The 19,548-nt window shown below is 63.1% G+C and carries 20 protein-coding genes; 4 read left to right on the top strand and 16 right to left on the bottom strand.

Annotated elements, in window-relative coordinates:
* Positions 1-63: 63 nt before the first annotated feature.
* The 6 genes from P0D87_RS25840 to rpsP form a co-directional block, all read right to left on the bottom strand.
* Positions 64-1,002, bottom strand: a complete 939-nt coding sequence (locus tag P0D87_RS25840; protein WP_006052832.1) for a CobD/CbiB family protein — start codon at positions 1,000-1,002, stop codon at positions 64-66.
* 113 nt (positions 1,003-1,115) lie between these two features.
* Positions 1,116-1,835, bottom strand: a complete 720-nt coding sequence (locus P0D87_RS25845; protein ID WP_053858582.1) for an NUDIX hydrolase — start codon at positions 1,833-1,835, stop codon at positions 1,116-1,118.
* A 92-nt stretch (positions 1,836-1,927) separates the two neighbouring features.
* Complete coding sequence (gene rplS / locus P0D87_RS25850; RefSeq protein ID WP_029967865.1) at positions 1,928-2,314, bottom strand: 50S ribosomal protein L19; 387 nt, start codon at positions 2,312-2,314, stop codon at positions 1,928-1,930.
* Between the two features lie 146 nt (positions 2,315-2,460).
* The gene (gene trmD, locus P0D87_RS25855; RefSeq protein WP_053858583.1) at positions 2,461-3,228 is read right to left on the bottom strand and encodes a tRNA (guanosine(37)-N1)-methyltransferase TrmD; all 768 of its coding nucleotides are present in this window, start codon (positions 3,226-3,228) and stop codon (positions 2,461-2,463) included.
* A 38-nt stretch (positions 3,229-3,266) separates the two neighbouring features.
* The gene (rimM, locus tag P0D87_RS25860) at positions 3,267-4,025 is read right to left on the bottom strand and encodes a ribosome maturation factor RimM (RefSeq protein WP_053858584.1); all 759 of its coding nucleotides are present in this window, start codon (positions 4,023-4,025) and stop codon (positions 3,267-3,269) included.
* A 132-nt stretch (positions 4,026-4,157) separates the two neighbouring features.
* A complete protein-coding gene (gene rpsP / locus P0D87_RS25865; protein WP_006050280.1) occupies positions 4,158-4,412 on the bottom strand; it encodes a 30S ribosomal protein S16 in 255 nt (84 codons plus the stop codon).
* Between the two features lie 171 nt (positions 4,413-4,583).
* Here rpsP and P0D87_RS25870 point away from each other — a divergent pair, with 171 nt between their 5' ends.
* Positions 4,584-5,771, top strand: a complete 1,188-nt coding sequence (locus P0D87_RS25870) for a PQQ-dependent sugar dehydrogenase (RefSeq protein WP_408637077.1) — start codon at positions 4,584-4,586, stop codon at positions 5,769-5,771.
* 416 nt (positions 5,772-6,187) lie between these two features.
* A complete protein-coding gene (locus tag P0D87_RS25875) occupies positions 6,188-6,655 on the top strand; it encodes an NINE protein (RefSeq protein ID WP_029967875.1) in 468 nt (155 codons plus the stop codon).
* 33 nt (positions 6,656-6,688) lie between these two features.
* Here P0D87_RS25875 and P0D87_RS25880 read toward each other — a convergent pair whose 3' ends face one another.
* Together P0D87_RS25880 and P0D87_RS25885 are read right to left on the bottom strand one after the other, a co-directional pair.
* Entirely contained in the window at positions 6,689-7,834 is a 1,146-nt protein-coding gene (locus tag P0D87_RS25880) for a PA0069 family radical SAM protein (RefSeq protein ID WP_053858586.1), read from the bottom strand.
* Positions 7,835-7,932: 98 nt separating this feature from the next.
* Positions 7,933-8,433: an Lrp/AsnC ligand binding domain-containing protein gene (locus P0D87_RS25885; protein WP_006050274.1), complete on the bottom strand. Its 501-nt coding sequence runs from the start codon at positions 8,431-8,433 to the stop codon at positions 7,933-7,935.
* A 108-nt stretch (positions 8,434-8,541) separates the two neighbouring features.
* Between P0D87_RS25885 and P0D87_RS25890 the strand changes: the two genes are divergently transcribed.
* Positions 8,542-9,885, top strand: a complete 1,344-nt coding sequence (locus P0D87_RS25890) for a D-amino acid dehydrogenase (RefSeq protein WP_374710139.1) — start codon at positions 8,542-8,544, stop codon at positions 9,883-9,885.
* Positions 9,886-10,082: 197 nt separating this feature from the next.
* Here P0D87_RS25890 and P0D87_RS25895 read toward each other — a convergent pair whose 3' ends face one another.
* The 6 genes from P0D87_RS25895 to P0D87_RS25920 all read right to left on the bottom strand — a co-directional run bounded on the left by P0D87_RS25895 (position 10,083) and on the right by P0D87_RS25920 (position 16,440).
* On the bottom strand, positions 10,083-11,873 hold the full coding sequence (locus P0D87_RS25895) for an acyl-CoA dehydrogenase (protein WP_053858588.1): 1,791 nt from the start codon (positions 11,871-11,873) through the stop codon (positions 10,083-10,085).
* A 132-nt stretch (positions 11,874-12,005) separates the two neighbouring features.
* The gene (locus tag P0D87_RS25900; protein ID WP_006050271.1) at positions 12,006-12,941 is read right to left on the bottom strand and encodes an electron transfer flavoprotein subunit alpha/FixB family protein; all 936 of its coding nucleotides are present in this window, start codon (positions 12,939-12,941) and stop codon (positions 12,006-12,008) included.
* A gap of 21 nt (positions 12,942-12,962) precedes the next feature.
* On the bottom strand, positions 12,963-13,712 hold the full coding sequence (locus P0D87_RS25905; RefSeq protein WP_029967885.1) for an electron transfer flavoprotein subunit beta/FixA family protein: 750 nt from the start codon (positions 13,710-13,712) through the stop codon (positions 12,963-12,965).
* Positions 13,713-13,949: 237 nt separating this feature from the next.
* Positions 13,950-14,747, bottom strand: coding sequence for a MetQ/NlpA family ABC transporter substrate-binding protein (locus tag P0D87_RS25910; RefSeq protein ID WP_006050269.1), 798 nt, complete (start codon positions 14,745-14,747; stop codon positions 13,950-13,952).
* Positions 14,748-14,762: 15 nt separating this feature from the next.
* The gene (locus tag P0D87_RS25915) at positions 14,763-15,416 is read right to left on the bottom strand and encodes a methionine ABC transporter permease (RefSeq protein WP_006050268.1); all 654 of its coding nucleotides are present in this window, start codon (positions 15,414-15,416) and stop codon (positions 14,763-14,765) included.
* Entirely contained in the window at positions 15,406-16,440 is a 1,035-nt protein-coding gene (locus P0D87_RS25920; RefSeq protein ID WP_006050267.1) for a methionine ABC transporter ATP-binding protein, read from the bottom strand. The genes P0D87_RS25915 and P0D87_RS25920 overlap by 11 nt, the downstream gene beginning before the upstream one ends.
* A 240-nt stretch (positions 16,441-16,680) precedes the next feature.
* On the opposite strand from P0D87_RS25920, the gene P0D87_RS25925 reads away from it, so the two are divergent.
* Positions 16,681-17,613: an alpha/beta hydrolase gene (locus P0D87_RS25925; RefSeq protein WP_053858589.1), complete on the top strand. Its 933-nt coding sequence runs from the start codon at positions 16,681-16,683 to the stop codon at positions 17,611-17,613.
* Positions 17,614-17,623: 10 nt separating this feature from the next.
* Here the strand turns inward: P0D87_RS25925 and P0D87_RS25930 are convergent, their stop codons facing one another.
* Positions 17,624-18,424: an enoyl-CoA hydratase gene (locus tag P0D87_RS25930; protein WP_053858590.1), complete on the bottom strand. Its 801-nt coding sequence runs from the start codon at positions 18,422-18,424 to the stop codon at positions 17,624-17,626.
* 13 nt (positions 18,425-18,437) lie between these two features.
* A complete protein-coding gene (locus P0D87_RS25935) occupies positions 18,438-19,361 on the bottom strand; it encodes a histone deacetylase family protein (RefSeq protein WP_006050264.1) in 924 nt (307 codons plus the stop codon).
* Positions 19,362-19,548 lie beyond the last annotated feature (187 nt).

Consider the following 19,548-nt stretch of genomic DNA (forward strand, 5'->3'; position numbering starts at 1 on the left):
GAGATCGAGGTCGTAAAAAAACGGGCGATTGCCCGTTTTTTTACGCACATCACGTGTGTTGCCTCAAGCCAGCCACACGGCGATGGTGAGCATCAGCAACAGAATCATCCACAGCACGACCGCGCGCCAGACAAGTCCGACCGCCGATTGCAACGTGCGCGGCGTGCAGTCGTCACCGACCTGCATCGGACCGCCGTCGCCGGTAGCGAGTGCATCAAGACTCGACGGCTCGGCAAGCGGCCCGCTCAGACGCGCGCCAAGCGCTCCGCTGCCCGCGGCGAGCAGCACGCCGTCGTTCGCATCCGGCCACTGGCGCGCGTGGTTGCGCCACGCGTAAATCGCATCTTCGAAATTGCCGACAATGGCAAAGCCGAGCGACGTGAGCCGCGCCGGAATCCAGTCGATCACGAAGAACGCGCGCTGCGCGAAGCTCGAAAACGCGACGGTACGATCGTCCACCGGCCGCGCCCACGTGCGCGACAGATACTCGGCGATCCGATACAGCACAGCGCCGGCCGGCCCAACCGGAATCAGAAACCAGAAGAACACGCCGAAAACATGGCGATGCGACGCGACCACCGCGTGAATCAGCGTATGACGCACGATCTCGCTGACCGGCATGTCGAGCGTGTCGAGGCCGGTCCATTCGTTGAGAATTTCGCGCGCGCGCGGCACGTCGTCGTTATTGAGCGCGAGATGGATGTCGGTAAAGTAATGGCTGAACTGGCGGAAGCCTAGCGTGAAGTACAGCACCGCGACATTCCACAGAAACGCCAGCACGAAGTGAATGTTGTACAGAACGTAGTAGACGAGCGCGACGGCCAGCGTCCACGGCACCACGACGACGAGCCATGCAAGCAGACCATGCTTGGGCTTGCCCGCATCGAATCCGTGCGCCGCCGACTCCGCATGGTATTGAAGCAGCGCGGATACCGGATTGTTCGGCGACAGTGCGCGCACCTGTTCAATGATCAGAGCCAGCAATACGGAAAAAAAAGTCATGCGATGCGCCGTGCTTTTCGAGTTTTACGATTGGTTCATAACGATAGCACAGGGTCGGATGCCACTGAGCGGGACGTTGCCAAACACCCAACGTCCGCACATAAGAACACCCGTCAAGCCGCCAGAAAGCGATAGAAATTGCGCAGCATCGCCGCTGTCGCGCCCCAGATGAAGTAGTGGCTACCCGTTCCGCCGACACCCTGTTCGGCTGCTTCGAGCGATGCGCCGCGCGGGTACGGCATCGCGAAGAAGCGGCGCTCGCCGCCTTCATAGCGGAAGACGCGTTCTTCGTGATGCGCCGGGTTCATCAGAAACGGGAGCGGCACTTCAAAGACCTCCGCGACCTCGAGCGCGTCCGCTTTCAACGCGAACGGCGGGTGCACGAGGCCAATCACCGGCGTGACGCGAAAACCGGTGCCCGTCAGATAGTCGGGCAACGCGCCGAGCACCTCGACGCGCGAAGGCGCGAGGCCCACTTCCTCTTGCGCTTCACGCAAGGCGGTCGCGGTGGCGTCGGCATCGAAAGGCTCCTGACGTCCGCCCGGAAAGCTGACTTGACCGGCATGGTCGTTGAGATGATCGGCACGCTGCGTCAGCAACACCGTGAGTCCATTCGCGCGGATCACGAGCGGCACCAGCACGGAGGCGACACGCGGGTCGGTGTGAATGTCGCGCCACGGCGCCTCGATAATCGGCTCGGGTGTCCAGGAAAGATGCTGCTTGAAGCGCGTTCGAACGCCGTCGGGCGTAAGACGCTCCGCGGCGACTGGCGGCAAGTGGGCGCCCGTTGCCTCGATGGGCAGGGCTTCAGGTTCAAAGACGGGGCGGATCAACGGATCTCTCGAATGAGCGGATGGACGCGATGCCGCTATTTTGACCTGGCAAACAAAAAAGCACCCGCGAGGGGTGCTTTTTCTTACAGCAGTTACGCTTGCGAAGCAGCGCGGTCTTTCGAGACCAGCTTTTCCTTGATTCGAGCCGACTTGCCCGAACGCTCGCGCAGGTAGTACAGCTTTGCACGACGCACATCGCCACGACGCTTGACGACGATGCTTGCCAACAGCGGCGAGTACGTCTGGAACGTACGCTCGACGCCTTCGCCCGACGAAATCTTGCGGACGATGAACGACGAATTCAGACCACGGTTACGCTTGGCGATCACGACGCCTTCGTATGCCTGGACACGCTTACGCGTACCTTCAACCACGTTCACGCTGACAATCACCGTATCGCCGGGAGCGAATTCGGGAATGGTCTTCTCGCCGAGGGCGCGCGCGATTTCTTCCTGCTCGAGTTTTGCAATCAGATTCATCACTGACTCCTAAGTCCATCTTGTCGGCGTTCGTACCTGCCTTGCATCAATATGCGCGGCTACGGCCCCGATAGAGGATGGGTTCACATCAGGCGCCGAACACGCATGTGCGGCGCCGCCTGGTGTCCGCTCGAAAGGCCGGGGCTTTACGCCTTCGGCTCTTCCTTCGCGAGACTTGCAAGCCATGCCTCGTCGGCACGGCTCAACATCTTGTTCTTTCTGGCCTTGACGATCAAATCGGGCCGCTTGTGCCACGTATTGCGCAAAGCTTCCCGCCGACGCCACGCTTCGATCTCCGCATGATGGCCGCCGAGCAGCACATCGGGCACACGCACGCCGTGGTATTCCTCAGGCCGCGTGTAGTGCGGACAATCGAGCAGCACATCGACAAAACTGTCCTGCACCGCCGACTGCGAATCATTGAGCACGCCGGGCAACTGGCGCACGACTGCATCCATCAACGCCATGGCGGGCAACTCGCCGCCCGACAGCACGAAGTCGCCGAGACTGATTTCTTCGTCGACAACCCGGTCGAGCAAACGCTGGTCGATCGCCTCGTAGCGGCCGCACAGCAGAATCAAACCAGGCCGGGCGGCGAACTTCATCACACGTTCGTGATTCAGCGTGGCGCCTTGCGGCGACATCATCACGACACGCGGGGCGCCGATGCCCTGCTCCGCCTGCGCAGCCTTCGCTGCACCGATCGCGTCTTCCAGCGGCTTGGCCAGCATGACCATGCCGGGGCCGCCGCCGTACGGGCGATCGTCGATTGTGCGGTAGTTGTCCGTGGTGAAATCACGCGGATTCCACGTACGCAACCCATAGCGCTGCTGCTTTGCTGCCCGGCTGGTAATGCCCCAGTCGGTCAGCGCGCGAAACATTTCGGGAAAGAGCGTGACGACATCGAACTGCATCGCTCTCTCCGTTGTAGCGAACTCGATTTGCTGAACTATCAATAATCGGCTTCCCAGTCGACGATGATCTGCTTCGCCGCCTGGTCCACCGTTTTGACAAACACGCCGACGAACGGGATCAAGCGCTCTGCCTTGACCGGCTTGCCGGTTTTGTCGGCCGCTGCGTATTCGATGCGCAGCACCGAATGCGCACCGTTGTCGATCATGTCTGCAACCTTGCCCAGGTTGACACCGGCAAGGTTCACCACGTCCAGGCCGAGCAGGTCGACCCAGTAGAATTCGTCGGCTTCAAGCGCCGGAAATTCGCTGCGGCTCACGTAGACGCGCGAGCCGCGCAGCGCCAGCGCCGCGTCGCGGTCAGCGACGCCGCCCAGAAGGGCTACGACACTGTCGCTATGCGTTTTGGCTTGCAGCGACGGCGCCGACTGGCGCTCGCGGCCTTTCATGAGCCACCAGCGCTCGGCGCTCAGCAAAGCGTCGCCGCCATGCCCGGCGTCCGCATGCGCGGCCACCTTGACCCAGCCTTTGAGGCCGTAAGCGTCGACGATTGCACCGACTTCGACCGCGTCAGCCGGCCAGCTCGCCGCCGTTTCCGCGCGCATTGCTGCTGCCTCGGAACCGGTGTTTTCAACATTGGCTTTCGCCTTGCCTCCGGCCCGCTCGCCCGACTTGCGGACGAATGCACCGAACGGCGCCTGAGCAGGCGTCTTTGCGCGCGGGCTCGCCTCTTTAGCGGCCTGTGTAGCCGCTTCCGCTGCCTTTACGCGACCTGAACTGCCGGAATCACGCTCAGACATGACGGGACCTCAGATTGAGCCTTGCTGCGAACTTCGACGCCTGTTTCGGCAAAACATTTTGCGCATCGGACTGCTCACGCGGGTCGCGCGAGCCGCCGGCCAAACCGACGACGATACGCATGCGAGCTACCATTAAGCAGCCGGCTGCGCCTTTTGCGCTTCTTTCACGAGACGCTCGACGGTCGGCGACAGTTGTGCGCCAACGCCTTGCCAATACGTCAGGCGATCTTGAGCGATACGCAGCGATTCGCCCTTCGTAGCGACCGGGTTGTAGAAGCCAACGCGCTCGATGAAGCGGCCGTCACGACGGTTACGCGAGTCGGTTGCGACGATGTTGTAGAACGGGCGCTTCTTGGAGCCGCCACGAGCCAAGCGGATGATGACCATACTAGAATCCTTGAAAACCGGGGTTCGGAACGACTGAAACACGCGATTATAGCGGGAAACCGACGCCATAACAAACACTTACCCGGATAAACTGAGCAATCGGGGTGCGCCGCCCCGACAGCGCGGGCGCGCAAGCTGGCGCAAACACATGGAGGACCTGACGGAATGCCTGTGAAATCTCTGCTGCAAACCGCGCTGTTTCGCATCCTTTCCGCCCGCCGGCCTGCATCCGTTTGCCGTCCGCGCGGTTTTCGTGGTTTCCGCGGTTTTGGCAGCGCGGTGGGCGCGTTGCTGGCCGTCGTCGCGTGCAGCGCCCTGGCCGCGCCGCCTGTGGAGCGCATCAAACTGCCGCCGGGCTTTCATATCGAAGTCTTGTCGGACGCAGTACCGAGCGCACGCGCGATGGCTTTGTCGCCAAAGGGCATTCTCTATATAGGCAGCCTCGACGGCCACGTCTATGCGCTCGAACTGCAAGGTGCGCGAGTCGCCGCCCGACATATCGTGGCCACGGGTCTCGAGGCCCCCGTCGGCGTCGCCTGGCACGACGGCGCGTTGTACGTTTCGGCGGTGTCGCGAATTTTACGCTTCGATTTGATCGACACGCGCCTGAGCGCGCCGCCGCAGCCGGCGGTCGTTACGGACAAATTGCCCGCCGAGACTCATCACGGGGCGAAATTCATTGCTTTCGGCCCGGACGGCAAGCTTTACGTCCCGCAAGGCGCACCCTGCAACGTCTGCCTGAAAGATCGCGACCGCTACGCGATGATCGGCCGCATGGACCCCGACGGCAGCCATTACGAGGTGGTCGCGCGCGGCATACGCGACTCCGTCGGCTTCGCATGGCATCCGGCGACGCACGAACTCTGGTTCACCGACAACGGCCGCGATCTGCTAGGCGACGACGTACCCGACGACGAACTCAACCGCGCCCCGCGCGCCGGTCTCGATTTCGGCTTTCCGTACTGTCACGCCGACGCGGTAGCCGACCCGCAATTCGGCGCGGGCCATCCGTGCAGCGCATTCACGCCACCGGTCGTCAAATTGGGCGCGCATGTCGCCGCGCTCGGCATGCGCTTTTATAGCGGCTCGATGTTCCCGGCCGACTACCGCCACAACATTTTCATTGCCGAGCACGGTTCCTGGAACCGCAGTAAGAAGTCCGGCTACCGCGTGGTAAGAGTCGTGACGGAGCCGGACGGCAGCCACGTGCGGCAGGAGGTTTTCGCCGAGGGATGGCTTCAGCCGGGAGAAACCGTGTGGGGCCGCCCCGCCGACGTGTTGCCGCTGCCAGACGGGTCGCTGCTGATCAGCGACGACTACGCCGGCGCCATTTACCGCGTCACGTACTCGGTGCCTTGAGCGGCTACCCTGGTGCCGGGCGGCTCGGGGCTTGTGGTCGCGGTCCGGGACGTCACGCGGACGGATGTGCCCGGGGCAAGCTAAGACGTATAGGCCTAGGCGTGCACTGCCGGTGTGAAGCCGGCGATGCCGCAACGGTGGTCGCTGCCGATGTCGACGCCAACGCCAACGCTGAAGCCCTCGGCGATGCGCACCCGCAACCGCCGCCGAAGAACACGGCAACGCCCCCGCCTTGCCAGCCGCCCCGCCGCCTGAGGCTCTACGCCAGGTGACCGGTCGCGCGCCGGCGGCGTAGAATGCGCGACGGTTCGCGGCCAACAATACACCGCTCATTTGCACCACAGCTTTCGACCATCAGTCCGCGCTGCCGTCTTTGCCCGTCAGTTCGCGCTGCCCATCACGCTACCCACGCCCACATGTCCACGTCTGCTTCGACCTCGACTTACTTCCGATCCAAAACGATTACCGCCGCGCTGGCGTTTTTCCTGGGCAGCCTCGGCGCGCATCGCTTTTATCTGTGCGGTCCGCGCGACGTCTACGGCTGGGCCCACGTGCTTGGCACCGTAATCGGCATTCCCGGCGCGATGTTGCTGGTAGCGAGCGAACGCTCTTCGATACTCGGCTGGGTGCTCGCATTCCCCGGCGCCGTTTCGCTTCTGGCCGCGTTTCTCGCCGCGATCGTCTATGGTCTGCGCCCGGACGAAAAGTGGGACCGGCAATTCAATGCGCACACGCAGCGACAAAGCCGCTCGGGGTGGACCGTGATCTTCGTGGTGATCTTTTCGCTGCTGATCGGCGCGTTTCTGTTGATGACCGGTCTCGCCATTTCCTTCCAGACCTACTTCGAAGGACAAGTCCAGGCGGCGAAGGCGCTGTCGCAATAGCAGAAGGACCACGCGCACTACACGCACCATCGGCTAAAAAAGATCGAGCTGCGGATTATCGCCACTCGCCGCCTGGCTCCGCGGCACCTCATGACGCTTGAAGTGCGACATATCCAGAATGCCGCGGTCGCGCTGATTCAGCCCTAGACGGCGCACCGCCTTGTGGAATCGCTGCTTGAGCAGATCGGCCCACAAGCCTTCCCCCTTCATTCGGGTGGAGAAAGACGAGTCGTAGTCCTTGCCGCCCCGCATATCGCGCACACGCGCCATGACCCGTTCGGCGCGATCGGGAAAATGCGCGGCGAGCCAGTCTTTGAACAGCGGCGCAACTTCCCACGGCAGGCGCAGCACGATATAGCTCGCGTTGCTGGCGCCGGCTTCCGCACACGCTTCGAGCACGCGCTCCATGTCCGGCTCCGTGACAAACGGAATCACCGGCGCAATGCTCACCCCGACCGGAATGCCCGCTTCGCTCAGCGTGCGGATCGTGCGCAAGCGCCGCGACGGCGTAGCCGCGCGCGGTTCGAGCGTGCGCGCAATGTCGGCGTCGAGCGTCGTGATAGTAATGGCCGCCATGAATTGGCCGCGAGCCGCCATGGGCGCAAGCAGATCCAGGTCCCGCTCGATCAGCGACGACTTCGTAATAGCCGCAAAGGGATGATTACGCTCGCTCAGAATCTCGACGACGCGCCGTGTGAGCCGCCACTCGCGTTCTGCAGGCTGCCACGCGTCGGTATTGACGCCAAGCGCAATGGGCTCCGGCTCATAGGACTTTTTCGACAGCTCGCGCTCAAGCAGCTCGGGCGCGTTCACCTTCGCATAAATGCGGCTTTCGAAGTCGAGCCCCGGCGAGAGGCCGAGATAACTATGCGTGGGCCGCGCAAAACAATAAATACAGCCGTGCTCGCAACCGCGGTATGGATTCAGCGACACGCTAAACGGAATGTCCGGCGACGCGTTACGCGTGAGAATGCTTTTCGCCCTTTCCTCGAACACCTGGGTGCGCAGCGCCTTCGGCGCTTCACCTTCTTCCGGCGTGGCTAACCAACCGTCGTCCACCGCTTCCCGCTGGTCGACTTCGTACCGGCCTTGCACGTTCGTGACCGCACCGCGCCCCTTGCGGGGCACCGGCGGCGCGATTGGAAACTCGGCAGCGGAAGGGAAATCGGGCTCGGTCACGGCTGGCTGGGACAAGTGAACAGGGCAAACAAAACGGCGCAAAACACCTGTATAAATATACAGTGTTTACGCCGTTTGTCGAGCCCTCTCCAACGAGGCTAGCGCGTGGTTTCATCCCCGACCGGGATGGTCAGCGTTTCCTTGATCTCTTCCATCACCACATAGCTTTTCGACTGCACGGCGCCCGGAAGCTGAAGCAGGATGTCGCCCAAAAGCTTGCGGTAATCGGCCATCTCGCCGATGCGCGCCTTGATCAGGTAATCGAAGTCTCCCGACACGAGATGGCACTCGAGCACTTCGGGGATCTTCTGCACCTCGCGGCGAAACTGGTCGAACATGTTGCCGCTCTTGTGGTCGAGCGTGATTTCGACGAACACCAGCAGCGCCGCGCCCAGTTCGGCCGGATTCACGCGCGCATAGTAGCCGGTGATCACGCCGTCGCGCTCCATGCGCTTCACACGCTCGATGCACGGCGTGACCGACAGTCCGACCTGCTCCGCGAGGTCTTTCATGGCCATCCGGCCGTCCTGCTGCAGCAGCCGAAGAATCTTGTGATCGAGCTTATCGAGGGTTCGAACGGGCTGACGTTGGGTGCGCATAGTGTTTATTCTGAAAATCGCAGAAATACAATAACAAAACCTGCAAGCTCGCCAATAGTATAGCGCTTAACACTGGGCGTACCGCGTTTCACGTCGTTAATCGAACGATTGAAGCGAACTGAACAGCACAACGCCCGCGAATCTTGCGAATCATCTGGAGCAGCTATGCGAATCGTCGTTTTGGGCAGTGGCGTCGTCGGCGTAACGAGCGCGTATTACCTCGCACGCGCGGGTCATGAAGTGACCGTGATCGATCGTGAGCCGGGCCCGGCGCTCGAAACCAGTTTCGCCAACGCCGGCCAGATCTCGCCGGGCTATGCGTCGCCGTGGGCCGCGCCCGGCGTGCCGCTGAAAGCCGTCAAGTGGATGTTCCAGAAACACGCGCCGCTCGCCATTCGCCTCGACGGCACGCAGTTCCAGTTGCAATGGATGTGGCAGATGCTGCAGAACTGCACGGCGTCGCGCTATGCGGTCAACAAGGGACGCATGGTCCGCCTCGCCGAATACAGCCGCGATTGTCTGCAAGCGCTGCGCGCCGAAACCGGCATCCACTACGAAGGCCGCACCGGCGGCACGCTGCAGGTATTCCGCACGCAGCAGCAATTCGACGGCGCGGCGAAAGACATCGCCGTGCTGCGCGAGGCCAACGTGCCGTTCGAACTGCTGTCGGCGGCGGAACTGGCTCAGGCCGAACCGGCGCTCGCCGCGGTCTCGCACAAGCTGACGGGCGGTCTGCGCCTGCCGGGCGACGAAACCGGCGACTGCCAGATGTTCACCACGCGCCTCGCCGCGCTGGCCGAGCAGATGGGCGTCAAATTCCGCTACAACACGCCGATCGACGCGCTCGCCATGGCCGGCGACCGCATCGCCGGCGTGCAGTGCGGCCAGGAATTGGTACGCGCCGATTCGTTCGTCGTCGCACTCGGTTCTTACTCGACGAAATTTCTGTCCGGCCTCGTGAAGATTCCGGTCTATCCGCTGAAGGGTTACTCGATCACGGCGCCCATCGTCAACGAAGCCGCCGCGCCGGTTTCCACGGTGCTCGACGAAACCTACAAGATCGCGATTACGCGCTTCGACAACCGGATTCGCGTCGGCGGGATGGCTGAAATCGTCGGCTTCGACAAGTCGTTGCGCCAGGCGCGCCGCGAAACGCTCGAGCTGTGCGTGAACGACCTGTTCCCGGGCGGCGGCGACACGTCGAAGGCCAGCTTCTGGACCGGCCTGCGGCCCATGACGCCGGACGGCACGCCGATCGTCGGCCGCACCCCCGTGCCGAACCTGTTCCTCAACACGGGGCACGGCACGCTCGGCTGGACAATGTCGTGCGGTTCGGGCCAGTTGCTCGCCGATGTGATGTCCGGCAAGCAGCCGGCGATCAAGGCAGACGACCTGTCGGTGCATCGCTATTTCGGCGAGAGCGGCGCTGCACATCGTCCGGCTTATGCCTGAAGCTTCTAGCGCCGGGCGTGGTCATGCTCGGCGCGTTTCCAGCCGGCTGTAACAGCGCAAGCCGGCTCGCCAAAAGACAAACGGCGCCTTGCGAACTGACCGCAGAAATTGGACCAATGTCCAATTGCCTGCGCTTCAGTTAACGCTGCAAGGCGCCGTTTTCGTTTACTCAGCAAGACCTCAGACTTCGCGCCGCATCAAAACTGATCCGCGGACAACGCCAGCACGCCCTCGCCGCCCTTCGCACTGACAATCGACGCCTCCAGCGCGGTCGCGAGCGGCAACACATGCTCCGCGTAGAATTGCGCCGTCGCGATCTTCGCGCCGTAAAACTGCGGGTCTTCGTCGCGCTTCTGAGCGGCCGCGAGCAGCGCACGCGCCATTTGCCAGCCGCCCAGCACAATGCCCGCGAGCTTCAGATACGGCACGCTGCCGGCAAACACGGCATTCGGATCGCCCTTCGTGTTCGCGACGACGAAATCGACCACCGCGCCCAACGAGCGCTGCCCCTCGGCAAGATGCTTTTCCATCGATCGGAACGCCTGACCTTGTTGCGCGCCAAGCAATCCGACCGTTTCGGCAACGCTGGCAAGCAGCGACCTCGCGACTTTGCCGCCGTCACGCACCGTCTTGCGGCCGATCAGATCGTTCGCCTGAATCGCGGTCGTGCCTTCGTAGATCGGCAGAATGCGAGCGTCGCGGTAATACTGCGCGGCGCCCGTCTCTTCGATGAAACCCATGCCGCCGTGCACCTGCACGCCAAGGCTGGTTACGTCGATCGACAACTCCGTGCTCCAGCCCTTCACGACGGGCACGAGAAACTCGTAAATCGCCTGATGCTCGGCGCGCTTCGCTTCGTCCGGATGACGATGTGCAATGTCGCAATGCCCGGCCGCGACATAAGCCAGCGCGCGCGACGCTTCGGTGAGCGCGCGCATCGTCGAAAGCATGCGGCGCACGTCGGGATGCTCGATGATCGCCACCGGCTGTTTCGCGGAGCCGTCGACGGGACGGCTTTGCACGCGCTCCTTCGCATAGGCCGCCGCCTTCTGATACGCGCGATCCGATACGCCGACGCCTTGCATGCCCACGGCGAACCGCGCCGCGTTCATCATGATGAACATGTACTCGAGGCCGCGATTTTCCTCGCCGATCAGATGCCCGATCGCGCCGCCATGGTCGCCGAATTGCAGCACGGCCGTCGGACTCGCCTTGATGCCGAGCTTGTGCTCGATCGACACGCAATGCACGTCGTTGCGCTCGCCGAGCGAACCGTCTTCGTTGATCAAAAACTTCGGCACGATGAAGAGCGAGATGCCCTTCACGCCTTCGGGCGCATTCGGCGTGCGCGCGAGCACGAGATGCGCGATGTTCTCCGCCATGTCGTGCTCGCCCCACGTGATGAAAATCTTCGTGCCGAACAGCTTGAACGAGCCATCGCCTTGCGGCTCGGCGCGCGTGCGCACGAGCGCGAGATCCGAGCCGGCCTGCGGCTCAGTGAGGTTCATTGTGCCGGTCCATTCGCCTGAAATGAGCTTCGGCACATAGGTCTGTTTTTGCGCGTCGGTGCCGGCGGTCAGCAGCGCCTCGATCGCGCCGTCGGTCAGCAACGGGCACAGCGCGAACGACAGATTCGATGCGTTCAACATCTCAACGCAAGGTGTGGCGATGAGTTTCGGCAGGCCTTGGCCTTCATACTCCACAGGATGCTGCACGCCTTGCCAGCCGCCCTCGGCAAACTGACGGAACGCTTCCTTGAAGCCGGGCGTCGCCGTCACGACGCCGTCTTTCCAACTGCTCGGATTGCGATCTCCTTCGACGTTCAGCGGAGCCAGCACCTCGCCGCACAGTTTCGCCGACTCTTCCAGCACGGCCTGAGCGGTGTCGAGGTTCGCGTCCTCGAAGCCCGGCAGCGTCGCGATCTGTTCGAGATCCGCCAGTTCCTTCATCACGAACAGCATGTCCTTGATGGGCGCCGTATAGCTCATTTTCTGTTCTCCTCCTGCCTGATGGAAAAAGGGCGCGGGACTTGTTCGGTCCAGCGCCCTTCTTGTGTCGCCAATGCGTTGCGAAACGCCGTTAAACGGCTTTGCAGATGGCTTTATATGGCGCTAACACGCTCAGCCGAGTTCGCTCACGAGTTCCGGCACAAGCGTGAACAGATCGCCGACGAGACCGTAATCGGCGACGCTGAAAATCGGCGCTTCCGGGTCTTTGTTGATCGCGACGATCACTTTGCTGTCCTTCATGCCGGCCAGATGCTGGATCGCGCCGGAAATGCCGACGGCCACATACAGTTGCGGCGCGACGATCTTGCCGGTCTGCCCGACCTGATAGTCGTTCGGCACGAAGCCGGCGTCGACCGCCGCGCGCGATGCGCCCAGCGCCGCGTTCAGCTTGTCGGCGAGCGGCTCGAGCACCTTCGTGTAGTTCTCGCCGTTGCCGAGACCGCGGCCACCCGAAACGATGATCTTCGCCGACGTCAGTTCCGGACGGTCGAGCTTCGTCACTTCGCGGCTCACGAACTGCGAGATGCCCGCGTCTGCCGCCGCTTCGATTTTTTCCACCGATGCGTTGCCGCCTTCAGCCGCCACTGCGTCGAAGCCGGTGGTGCGGACCGTGATGACCTTGATCGGATCAGCCGATTGAACGGTAGCGATCGCATTGCCCGCGTAAATCGGACGCTCGAAGGTGTCGGTGGAATCGACCGCCGTGATGTCGCTGATCTGCGCGACGTCGAGCTTGGCGGCGATACGCGGCGCGATGTTCTTGCCGTAAGCGGTAGCCGGCGCGAGGATATGCGAGTAGTCCTTCGCGATGTTCAGCACCGTCGCCTCGACGTTTTCCGCGAGACCTTCGGCGAGTTGCGGCGCGTCGGCCAGCAGCACTTTCGAAACGCCCGCGATTTTCGCGGCTGCGTCCGCTGCGGCCTGCGCGTTCTGGCCTGCTACCAGTACGTGAATGTCACCGCCGATCTTTTGCGCGGCTGCAATGGTGTGCAGCGTCGCGGCCTTGATCGATGCGTTGTCGTGTTCTGCAATTACAAGATTCGTCATTTGCCCTGTCTCCCGCGTTCCTTAAAGCACCTTGGCTTCGGTCTTCAGCTTCTCGACCAGCGTCTTCACGTCCGGCACCTTCACGCCGGCGGAGCGCTTCGGCGGCTCGACGACCTTCAGCGTCTTCAGACGCGGCGTGACATCGACGCCGAGGTCTTCGGGCTTGACGACTTCCAGCGGCTTTTTCTTCGCCTTCATGATGTTCGGCAGCGTCACGTAGCGCGGCTCGTTCAGGCGCAGATCGGTCGTGATGACAGCGGGCAATGTGAGCGACAGCGTTTCCGCGCCGCCATCCACTTCGCGCGACACGGTCGCCTTGCCGTCAGCGACGACAACCTTCGACGCAAACGTCGCCTGCGGCAAACCAGCCAGCGCGGCGAGCATCTGGCCGGTCTGGTTGGAGTCATCGTCGATAGCCTGCTTGCCGAGAATCACCAGTTGCGGCTGTTCCTTGTCGACGAGCGCCTTCAGCAGCTTCGCGACCGCCAGCGGCTGCAATTCTTCGTTCGACTCGATCAGGATCGCGCGATCCGCGCCGATGGCGAGCGCCGTGCGCAGCGTTTCCTGCGATTGCGTCGCGCCCGCCGACACGGCGATCACCTCGGTCGCCACGCCCGCTTCGCGCAGACGCACCGCTTCTTCAACCGCGATTTCGTCGAACGGATTCATCGACATCTTCACGTTCGCGATGTCGACGCCCGTGCCGTCCGACTTGACCCGGACCTTCACGTTGTAGTCGACCACTCTCTTGACTGGCACCAGGATTTTCATGCACACGCTCCAAAGTTACGAATACGTCAACCCAACGAACATTATAACGACTGCCCTCGTGGCAGCTTTGTCGCGGGCGCTCTAGCAGGAGGATATCGCTCCCCAGCGGCGTGACGGCAATATCGAACGGTCGTTCTATTTTAATCGCGAAAAAACCCGGGTGACAACCCCGGGTTCCGATTTACGACTCTAATTTTCATATCGCCGGCTGCTCACGCGGTATCTGACGGCTTCAGATCACCAGGCCGTGACCACCGAACCGCCGAATTTGCTGTCGACAAACTGCTTCACTTCCGGCGAATGGTAGGCGGCCACGAGCTTGGCGACCCACGGTTTGTTCTTGTCGGCCTCGCGGATCGCGATGACGTTCACGTACGGACCCTTCGGGTCTTCGATCGCGATCGCATCCTGCTTCGGCTTGAGGCCGGCTTCCATCGCGAAGTTGGTGTTGATCGCGGCGGCGTCCACGTCGTTGAGCGAACGCGGAATCTGCGCGGCGTCCAGTTCGACAATCTTCAGCTTCTTCGGATTTTCGACGATGTCGAGCGGCGTCGCCTTCAGGCCCGCTTCGGCACGCAGCTTCAGCAGCCCCTGCTTTTGCAGCAGCAGCAAGGCGCGGCCGCCGTTGGTCGGATCGTTCGGCACCGCGATCTTCGCGCCTTGCGGCAGTTCGGCCAGCGACTTCACCTTCTTCGAGTAGATGCCCATCGGGTACGTGACCGTATCGGCGACGCGAATCAGCTTGTAGCCGCGGTCCTTGACCTGCGCCTGCAAGTACGGGTCGTGCTGATAGCTGTTGGCGTCCAGATCGCCGCCCGCGAGCGCCGCGTTCGGCTGCACGTAATCGGAGAACTCGACGACCTTGATGTTCAGACCGTTCTTTGCGGCGACGCTCTTCACGACTTCCATGATCTGCGCGTGCGGACCGCCGGTCACGCCGACCTTGATGGTGTCTTCAGCGTGGGCCGCATTTGCGGCGAACAGCGACGCGGCGCCGAATGCCGCGACCAGCTTGAGTATGAAACGACGTTGCATGATGGACCTTTTGATTTATTTATGGCTCAGACGACGCACGAGCCAATCCCCGAACGACTGCACCAACTGCACGAACACGATAAGAATCACGACGACTGTCAACATGACTTCCGGCAGAAAACGCTGATACCCGTAGCGAATGCCGAGGTCGCCAAGACCGCCGCCGCCGATCGCACCGGCCATCGCCGAATAGCCGACCAGCGAGACGAACGTGATGGTCAAGCCGGCCACGACGCCCGGCAGCGATTCCGGCAACAGCACCTTGAAGACGATCTGGCTGGTGGTCGCGCCCATCGCCTGAGCCGCTTCGATCAGCCCGCGATCGACTTCGCGCAGCGCCGTTTCCACGAGACGCGCGATGAACGGCGCCGCGGCAATCGTCAGCGGCACCACCGCCGCGGCCGTGCCGATCGACGATCCGACCACAAGGCGCGTGAACGGAATCACCGCCACGAGCAGGATGATGAACGGCGTCGAGCGCACCGCATTCACGACCATGCCGACGACGCGATTCACCGCGACGTTCTGCAACACGCCCTGACGGTCGGTCAGATACAGCAGCACGCCGAGCGGCAAGCCCACCAACGCGCCGACCAGTCCGGAAATGCCCACCATCACGAGCGTTTCCCAGAACGACTGGACGAACATATCGAACATTTCACTCAACATACGAGAGCTCCTCCACCACCACACCCTGTTCGCGCAGATACGCGAGCGCCTGCGCCACCTTCGCCGGTTCGCCGCCCGCGAGCACCGCGAGCGAGCCGAACGCCTGCCCCTGAATCTCGTCGATCTGGCCGTGCAGGATGTTGAAGTCGAGTTCGTAGCGGCGAATCGTCTCCGAGAGAATCGGCTGATCGACGCCCGAACCCGTGAACGCGAGGCGCAGCAAATGGCCGCTGCCCGTCTTCAGACGTTCGGCGACGCGAGCCTTCATTGCGGGCGGCAGTTCCTGCGCGATCACGTCGCCGATCAGCGCGCGCGTGACTTCGTGATGCGGCTGCAGAAACACGTCGATCACCTTGCCCTGTTCGACGACGCGGCCCGCGTCGAGCACGGCGACGCGATCGCACACCTGCTTGATCACATCCATCTGATGCGTGATCAGCACGACAGTCAGGTTCAGTTCGCGGTTGATGCGCTTGAGCAGATCGAGAATCGAGCGCGTGGTTTCGGGATCGAGCGCGGACGTCGCTTCGTCGGAAAGCAGCACCTTCGGCTTGCTTGCCAACGCGCGCGCGATGCCGACGCGCTGCTTCTGCCCGCCGCTGATCTGCGCCGGGTAGCGGTCCTTCTGCGCGGACAGGCCCACGAGTTCCAGCAGCGGCAACACGTTCGCCTCGATCTCGTCGCGCTTCATGCCGGCAAGCTCGAGCGGCAACGCGACGTTCTCGAACACCGTGCGCGACGACAGCAAATTGAAGTGCTGGAAGATCATGCCGATCTCGCGGCGCGCTTCGCGCAATTGCGCGGCGGGCAGCGTGGTCAGATCGCGGCCGTCGACGACGATGTTGCCTTCGGTCGGACGCGTCAGCAGGTTGATCGTGCGGACCAGCGTGCTCTTGCCCGCGCCGCTGCGGCCGATGATGCCGAACACCTCGCCCGCCGGAATCGACAGATTGACGTTGTGCAGCGCCTCGACCCAGCCCCGGGGCCCCGCGAACCGCTGAGAGATATTGCGTATTTCGATCATGGAAAAACGAAACGGCGGGTTTGCCGACGAGCGTCGTGCGCTCCCCGGCCAAGCGGCCGCCGTTACTTTTATTGGGAATTTGAGCCCGCGATTCTACCGCGCCCGGGGCATTCCCTTTAATAATCAATTACGATCTTTTCATAACTGTTAGATATTAGAGGACGGACCCGCCGCCCATTTCCGCTGACGCCAGAGGCGACGGTCTATGATCGCGCGAACCCCAATTCACGGACGCGCGCCATGGAGACCTCGCAACAGCCCTTCGCCTCTGACGATGAAACCGGCGCAGACAGCGCGGAGCCGGTGCGCTCGACCGCCACCACGGCGGATGGCCTCGAACTGCCGCTATACCGTTGGCCAACCCGCAAAGCGCCGCGCGCGAGCATTGCGCTGATTCACGGACTCGCCGAGCATGCGTGCCGCTATTCGGCGCTGGCCGCACGGCTCAATGCAGCCGGGATCGAACTGCTGGCGATCGACTTGCGCGGTCACGGCCGCGCGCCGGGCAAGCGCGCCTATGTCGAACGATTCGACGATTACCTGCTGGATGCGCAGGCGTTGCTCGACGCCGCGGCGCGCACTGTGCGGACCGAGACGCCGCTGTTCCTGATGGGCCATAGCATGGGCGGCGCTATCGCCGCGCTCTACGCAATCGAGCGCGCCAGCGCCGCCTCGCAAGCAACAGGCAGCCGCGCCAATCTGAGCGGTCTGATCCTGTCGAGCCCCGCGCTCGCGCCTGGCCGCGACGTGCCGGGCTGGATGCTCGCGCTGAGTCAGGTTATCAGCCGCGTCTGGCCAGGCTTTCCGGCGATGAAAATCGACGCCGCGCTGCTGTCTCGGGTGCAATCCGTCGTGGACGCCAATCGCAGCGACCCGCTCGTGCATCATGCGGCGATTCCGGCGCGCACCGGCGCGGAGTTGCTGCTCGCGATGGCGCGGATCGAACGCGGACGCGCGGGACTGCGTCTGCCGCTTCTCGTCTATCACGGCACCGCCGATAAACTCACGGAGCCCGAAGGCAGCCGCGCGTTCGGCGAGCACGCCGGCTCGCCGGACAAGACGCTCCGGCTATACGAAGCGGGCTATCACGAGACGATGAACGATCTCGACCGCGATCGCGTGATCGGCGAACTGATCGAGTGGGTTCTTCAGCGCGCGCAGCGGGCGCATTAGGGCTAAGGACTTAGCGCTTCCAGTCAGGCGGGCGTTTGTCGATGAACGCCTGCATGCCCTCGAGCGCGGAGTCGTCCATCATGTTGCAGGCCATCGTCTGGCCCGCGAGTTGATACGCGGCCTCGATGCCCATTTCCAGTTGCCGGTAGAAGAGACCCTTGCCGGCGCTGACCGCCTCGACCGGTTTCGCGCAGATGCTGGTGGCAAGCCGCGCCACTTCCGCGTCGAGCGAGTCCAGCGGCACGACGCGATTGACGAGGCCCTGCTGCTTCGCCTCGGCGGCGTCGATGAAATCGCCGGTCAACAGCATTTCGAGCGCCGCCTTGCGCGACAGATTGCGCGACAGCGGCACCGACGGCGTCGCGCAAAAGAGCCCGAGATTCACGCCCGACACAGCGAAACGCGCGGTATCGGAAGCCACGGCGAGATCGCACATCGCGACGAGCTGGCAGCCCGCCGCCGTCGCGATGCCATGCACTCGCGCGATCACCGGCTGCGGCAAGCGCTGGATCGTCATCATGAGTTTCGTGCAGCGGGCGAACAGCGCCTGGTAATACGCGAGCGACGGCGCCGCGCGCATTTCCTTCAGATCATGTCCCGCGCAGAACGCGCGCCCCGCGCCGGCGATCACGACCACGCGCGCCTCCGATCGCGCGACTTCGTTCAGCGCGTCCTGCAACGCGTCGAGCATGCCTTCGGAGAGCGCGTTGAAAGCGTCGGGCCGGTTCATCGTCAGACGCACGACGCCGGGTACGCCGTACGCGCCGGTTTCCGTCTCCACTAGCGAAGCGCTGCGTGCATCCTCGTTCATGGCTTGCTCTTCCTCAGATTTCGGCCAGCGCGCGCACGTGGGCAACCACGCTGCGCCCGAGCGCGGACAGGTTGTAGCCGCCTTCGAGACAACTCACGATCCGCCCGCTCGCATAGCGTTTCGCGACGTCGCGCATCTGCTCGGTAATCCACACGTAGTCGTCTTCGACGAGGCCCATGTTGCCGAGGTCGTCTTCGCGATGCGCGTCGAAGCCCGCGGAAATGAACAGCATCTCCGGCTTGAAGTCGTTCAGACGCGGCAGCCACAGCATGTCCACCGCCTCGCGCACGGCCATGCCTTTCGAGCGCGCGGGCATCGGCACGTTGCACATGTTGGGCGCCTGATTGTCGGCGCCCGTGAACGGATAGAACGGATGCTGGAAGATGCTGCACATCAGCACGCGCGGGTCGCCCGAAAACGCCGCTTCGGTGCCGTTGCCGTGATGCACGTCGAAGTCGATGATCGCAACGCGCTGCAAGCCGTGCACCTCGAGCGCATGACGCGCGGCGATGGCGACGTTGTTGAAGAAGCAGAAGCCCATTGCACGCGCCGGCTCGGCGTGATGGCCGGGCGGGCGCACGCTGCAAAAAGCGTTGTCGAAGCGGCCTTCGATGACCGCGTCGGTAGCGGCCACCGCCGCGCCGGCTGCGCGTAACGCCGCCTGCAAGGTGTGCGGATTCATCGACGTGTCGGGGTCGATCTCGGCGCGGCCCTCGGCAGGCGAACAGCTACGGATGTAGTCGATGTGCGCCTGCGTATGCACGCGCAGCAGCGCCGCTTCGTCGGCGAGCGGCGGCGATTCGCGTTCGATCAACGCGTCGATGCGGCTCGCGATCAATTGATCTTCGATGGCCTGCAGCCGTGCGGGGCATTCGGGATGCCATTGCCCCATATCGTGCAGCAGACAGTCGGCGTGGGAATAGAAACCTGTTGCCATGATTCTTTTCTGCGGCGCAGCGCTGGCAGCGTGCGCGGCGTGTCTCCGTCCAGGGGCGCGCGCCCACGGCGCGCCAACATTCATGAAGTTACCACACGACGCAGCGATGACGCGTCGTTCCGCATCACGCCGCTGTGACGTGTCCGGCACAGTTTCGCAAGAGGCCTCGGGTATACTGCCCGTTCCG

This window comes from Paraburkholderia sp. RL17-368-BIF-A, assembly GCF_046054045.1.
GTDB classification, from domain to species: Bacteria; Pseudomonadota; Gammaproteobacteria; order Burkholderiales; family Burkholderiaceae; genus Paraburkholderia; species Paraburkholderia graminis.